This is a genomic window from Tibeticola sp., from assembly GCF_022759015.1.
Lineage (GTDB): Bacteria > Pseudomonadota > Gammaproteobacteria > Burkholderiales > Burkholderiaceae_C > Tibeticola > Tibeticola sediminis.
In genome coordinates, this window is the sequence record NZ_JAEMQB010000168.1 from 1 (window position 1) to 4,676 (window position 4,676).

Consider the following 4,676-nt stretch of genomic DNA (forward strand, 5'->3'; position numbering starts at 1 on the left):
CAGCCCGGCGGCTCGATCCGCGATGCCGAAGTCATCGCCGCAGCCGACGAGCGCGGCGTGGCCATGGTGTTCACTGGCGTGCGGCATTTTCGGCATTGAATGTCCTCATCGTGGAGCACCCATGAAAAAGCGGCCCGCGGGCCGCTTTTTCGTGAGCCCAGCGCCCTGAAGCCGGTCAATGCCGGAAATGCCGCACGCCAGTGAACACCATGGCCACGCCGCGCTCGTCGGCTGCGGCGATGACTTCGGCATCGCGGATCGAGCCGCCGGGCTGGATGATGCAGCTCGCTCCGGCATCGACCACCACGTCGAGCCCGTCGCGGAAGGGGAAGAAGGCGTCGCTGGCCACGGCCGTGCCCTGCAGCGACAGACCGGCGGCTTGCGCCTTGATGCTGGCGATGCGCGCCGAATCGAGCCGGCTCATCTGGCCCGCGCCCACGCCCATCGTCATGCCGCCTTTGCAAAACACGATGGCATTGCTCTTGACGAACTTGGCGACCTTCCACGCAAACAACAGGTCGTCGAGCTCCTGCTCGGTCGGGATGCGCCGCGTGACGACCTTGAGATCGCTGCGCTGGAGCTCATGGTTGTCCGCGCTCTGGATCAGCAGGCCCGAGCCCACGCGCTTCACATCGTGGGCGTTGAGGCCGCGCGCCCAGGGCGTGGCACCTGCCGGGTCGATGCCGTCGAGCGGGATCTCGAGCACACGCACATTGGCCTTGGCTTTGAACACCTCGAGCGCCTCGGGGCTGTAGGCCGGCGCCATGAGCACTTCGACGAACTGCTGGCTCACGGCCTGCGCCGCTGCGGCATCGACCGGGCGGTTGAACGCGATGATGCCGCCGAAGGCGCTCGTCGGGTCGGTCTGAAAGGCCTTGCGGTAGGCCTCGAGCGCATCCACCCCCACGGCCACGCCACAGGGGTTGGCGTGTTTGACGATCACGCAGGCCGCCGGCGCGTTTGCGGTGGTGCCGAAGCTCTTGACGCATTCCCAGGCCGCGTCGGCGTCGGCGATGTTGTTGTAGGACAGCTCCTTGCCCTGCAACTGACGCGCGGTCACGAGCGAGCCCGGCGCGGGATGCAGATCGCGGTAGAAGGCCGCGCTTTGGTGCGGGTTCTCGCCATAGCGCAAGTCCTGCAGCTTCACGAAGCGGCCGTTGCTTTGCCCCGGAAACTCATGGCGGCGCGGCACCTCTGCAGCTTCGTCGAACTCGATCGAGGACAGATAGTCGCTGATGGCCGCGTCGTAGTTGCTGATGCGGTTGAAGGCGGCGACCGCCAGCTCGAAGCGCGTCGCCAGACGGATGCCCCCCGCTTTCAGCTCTTCGAGCACCCGGGGGTATTGCGAGGCGTCGGTCAGCACGGCCACATCGCGCCAGTTCTTGGCGGCGCTGCGCACCATGGCCGGGCCGCCGATGTCGATGTTCTCGATCGCGTCGGCCAGGGTGCAGTCGGGCCGGGCGACCGTGGCCTCGAAGGGATAGAGGTTGACGACGAGCAGGTCGATGGTTTCGATGCCGTGCGCGGCGAGCGCGGCCATGTGCTCGGGCAGATCACGACGCGCGAGGAGCCCACCGTGCACCTTGGGATGCAGCGTCTTGACGCGACCATCGAGCATTTCGGGAAAGCCGGTGAGCTCGGCGACCTCGGTCACCGGCAGGCCCGCATCGGCCAGCAGCCGGGCGGTGCCGCCGGTCGAGATCAGCCGCACACCAAACTGGTGCAGGGCCTGCGCAAATTCGAGGATGCCGGTCTTGTCGGAAACGGAAATCAGGGCGTTCATGGAAGGCAAAGGGTTGGAGTCAGGAAAAGGAACGGGGTGCGCGCACTCAGCCTCTCATTCGATCAGGCCGTGCTCGAGCAGCTTTTTGCGCAGCGTGTTGCGGTTCAGGCCCAACCACTGCGCCGCACGCGACTGGTTGTGGCCCGCGCGCTGCATCACTTCGTCGAGCAGCGGCCGCTCGACGGCTTTGACGACCATGTCGTAGAGCGCGCTGGGCTCGGTGTCGCCAAGATCGGCGAAATAGGTCGCCAGATTGGTGCGGATACAGGTTTCGATACTGGGGTGGCTCATAGGGGTCTCTTCTTTTTGCAGCCAGCGGCGCGAAGCGTTCCAGCTGACTGCACCGTAGCTGGGCACTGTGCTCATGCGGTTTCGGAACAGATTTCGACGCGGCTTGGGTTCGTGGCGGGCCACAGGCGTTCGGATTGCGCGGCCAATTCGTCCAGATACTGCGCGACGGCGGCGTACTGGGCATCGGCCGTCTCGAGGCTGAGCATGTGCGCCCGGAACGCCTCCGCGCCGGGCCAATCGCGCACGTACCAACCGATGTGCTTGCGTGCCGACCGTACACCTGCAGACTCGCCGTAAAACGCGTAATGCGCTTGCAGATGATCGAGCAGCGCGCGGCGCACCTCGACCACCAGCGGCGGGGCGAGGTGCTCGCCGGTGCGCAGGAAATGATCGATCTCGCGAAAGATCCAAGGCCGGCCCTGCGCGGCACGGCCGATCATCAGCGCATCGGCGCCGGTGTGACGCAGCACGGCACGCGCCTTCTCGGGACTGTCGATGTCGCCGTTGGCGACCACCGGAATGTCGAGCGCCGCCTTGACCGCGGCGATGGTGTCGTATTCGGCCACACCGCGATACCCTTGATCGCGCGTGCGTCCGTGTATGGTCAGCAACGCAATGCCCGCGCTTTCGGCGGCACGCGCCATCCGCAGCGCATTTTTCTCCGCCTCGCACCAACCGGTGCGCATCTTGAGCGTCACGGGCACGCCCCGCGGCGCGCAGGCCGCAACGACCGCCTCGATGATCGCCAGCGCCAGCGCTTCGTTCTGCATCAGCGCCGAGCCCGCCCACTTGTTGCAGACCTTCTTGGCTGGGCAGCCCATGTTGATGTCGATGATCTGCGCGCCGCGGTCGATGTTCCAAAGCGCGGCTTGCGCCATCAGCGCGGGCTCGGTGCCGGCGATTTGCACCGCGATCGGCCCGCTCTCTCCGCGGTGGTCGGCGCGCCGTTGCGTCTTGACGCTTTGCCATAAATCGGGGCGCGACGTGATCATCTCGCTCACCGCATAGCCCGCGCCGAACGCGCGACAAAGCTGCCGGAACGGCCGATCCGTCACCCCCGCCATGGGCGCGACGAACAGGGCGTTGGCCAAGGTGTAAGGGCCGATGCGCATGGACGGGTGGACGAAGGAAGCGAAGCGGGCCGCGGGCGGCAGCGGTGGGCGATGGCGCAGGGGTGCGATTGTACTGCCTCATTTTTCAGCAAGCCGCCCAAGCAGCCGGGTGACCTTGGCTCGTGCCGCGCCGCCGGAAGGCGGTTATCCTAGGCGCACCATGCCCGACTGGCTCCAACATCTGCTGCAGCTACTGGCGCTGCCCGAGTACGGCCTGAGCACCGTGGCCGTCGTGTCCTTTGTCTCGGCCACGCTGCTGCCGCTGGGCTCGGAGCCCGCGGTGTTTGGCCTCGTCAAGCTCAACCCCGATCTGTTCTGGCCCACGATTTTGGTGGCCACGGCGGGCAATACGGCGGGCGGGGCGCTCGACTGGTGGATGGGCTGGGGCACGAACCGCGCGGTCGAGCGCGTGCGCCATTCGCGGGTGCACCTCAAAGCGCTCGAATGGCTCGAGCGGCTCGGGCCCAAAGCCTGTCTGCTCTCGTGGCTGCCGGGTATCGGCGACCCGCTGTGCGCCGTGGCCGGGTGGCTGCGCATGCCCTTCTGGCCATGCCTGGGCTACATGGCCGTCGGCAAATTCCTGCGTTTCCTGGTCATGACCGCAGGGCTGCTGCACCTGTTCCCGGGGGGCTGGTTCGGGGTGTCCTAATGCTCTGTTGTTGATAGCACAATAGCACCGGTTGGCGCTGGGTTTTCGGTAAAAAACCAATAAAACGCGCTGCCAGCGGCTTGCAGGGCCAATCAGACGTTGAAGAGGAAGTTCATCACGTCGCCGTCTTGGACGACATAGTCCTTGCCTTCGGCGCGCATCTTGCCGGCGTCCTTGGCGCCCTGCTCGCCGCCGTAGGCGATGAAGTCTTCGTAAGCGATGGTTTGGGCGCGGATGAAGCCGCGCTCGAAGTCGCCGTGGATGACGCCCGCCGCCTGCGGGGCGGTGTCGCCGATGTGGATGGTCCAGGCGCGCACCTCCTTCACACCCACCGTGAAATAGGTCTGCAGGCCCAGCAGCTTGAACGCCGCGCGGATGAGGCGGTTGAGGCCCGGCTCGTCCTGACCCATTTCGGCGAGGAACAGCGCGCGGTCTTCGTCGCTCATATCGGCCATGTCGGCTTCCATCTTGGCGCAAATCGCCACCACCGGCGCGTTCTGCGTGGCCGCATAGTCCTTGAGGCGGTCGAGCAGCGGGTTGTTCTCGAAGCCGTCTTCGCTGACGTTACCCACGAACATGGCGGGCTTGGCGGTGATCAGGCACAGCGGCTTGATGAGTGCGCGTTCTTCATCGCTGAGTTCGAGTGTGCGCACAGGGCGGCCTTCGTCGAGCGCGCCCTGCACCTTGGTGAGCACCTGCACCAGCTTGGCGGCTTCCTTGTCGTTGCCGCTCTTGGCCGCCTTGGTGTAGCGCTGCAGGCTTTTTTCCACCGTGCCGAGGTCGGCCAGGCACAGCTCGGTTTGGATCACCTCGATGTCGGCGATCGGGTCGACGCGGCCCG

The 4,676-nt window shown here is 66.2% G+C and carries 5 protein-coding genes; 1 reads left to right on the forward strand and 4 read right to left on the reverse strand.

Annotated features, from left to right (window positions below; all coding sequences use genetic code 11):
• Nucleotides 1-175: 175 nt before the first annotated feature.
• The 3 genes from purH to dusB all read right to left on the reverse strand — a co-directional run bounded on the left by purH (nucleotide 176) and on the right by dusB (nucleotide 3,186).
• Nucleotides 176-1,783: a bifunctional phosphoribosylaminoimidazolecarboxamide formyltransferase/IMP cyclohydrolase gene (purH, locus tag JHC36_RS10700; RefSeq protein ID WP_287918929.1), complete on the reverse strand. Its 1,608-nt coding sequence runs from the start codon at nucleotides 1,781-1,783 to the stop codon at nucleotides 176-178.
• Between the two features lie 54 nt (nucleotides 1,784-1,837).
• Nucleotides 1,838-2,074, reverse strand: coding sequence for a helix-turn-helix domain-containing protein (locus tag JHC36_RS10705; protein ID WP_287918931.1), 237 nt, complete (start codon nucleotides 2,072-2,074; stop codon nucleotides 1,838-1,840).
• A 71-nt stretch (nucleotides 2,075-2,145) separates the two neighbouring features.
• The gene (gene dusB / locus JHC36_RS10710; protein WP_287918934.1) at nucleotides 2,146-3,186 is read right to left on the reverse strand and encodes a tRNA dihydrouridine synthase DusB; all 1,041 of its coding nucleotides are present in this window, start codon (nucleotides 3,184-3,186) and stop codon (nucleotides 2,146-2,148) included.
• A 160-nt stretch (nucleotides 3,187-3,346) separates the two neighbouring features.
• On the opposite strand from dusB, the gene JHC36_RS10715 reads away from it, so the two are divergent.
• Entirely contained in the window at nucleotides 3,347-3,835 is a 489-nt protein-coding gene (locus tag JHC36_RS10715; RefSeq protein WP_287918937.1) for a YqaA family protein, read from the forward strand.
• A 92-nt stretch (nucleotides 3,836-3,927) separates the two neighbouring features.
• On the opposite strand, the gene JHC36_RS10720 is transcribed toward JHC36_RS10715, so the two are convergent.
• A partial coding sequence (locus JHC36_RS10720; protein ID WP_287918940.1) for a redox-regulated ATPase YchF occupies nucleotides 3,928-4,676 on the reverse strand: 749 nt, incomplete at its 5' end.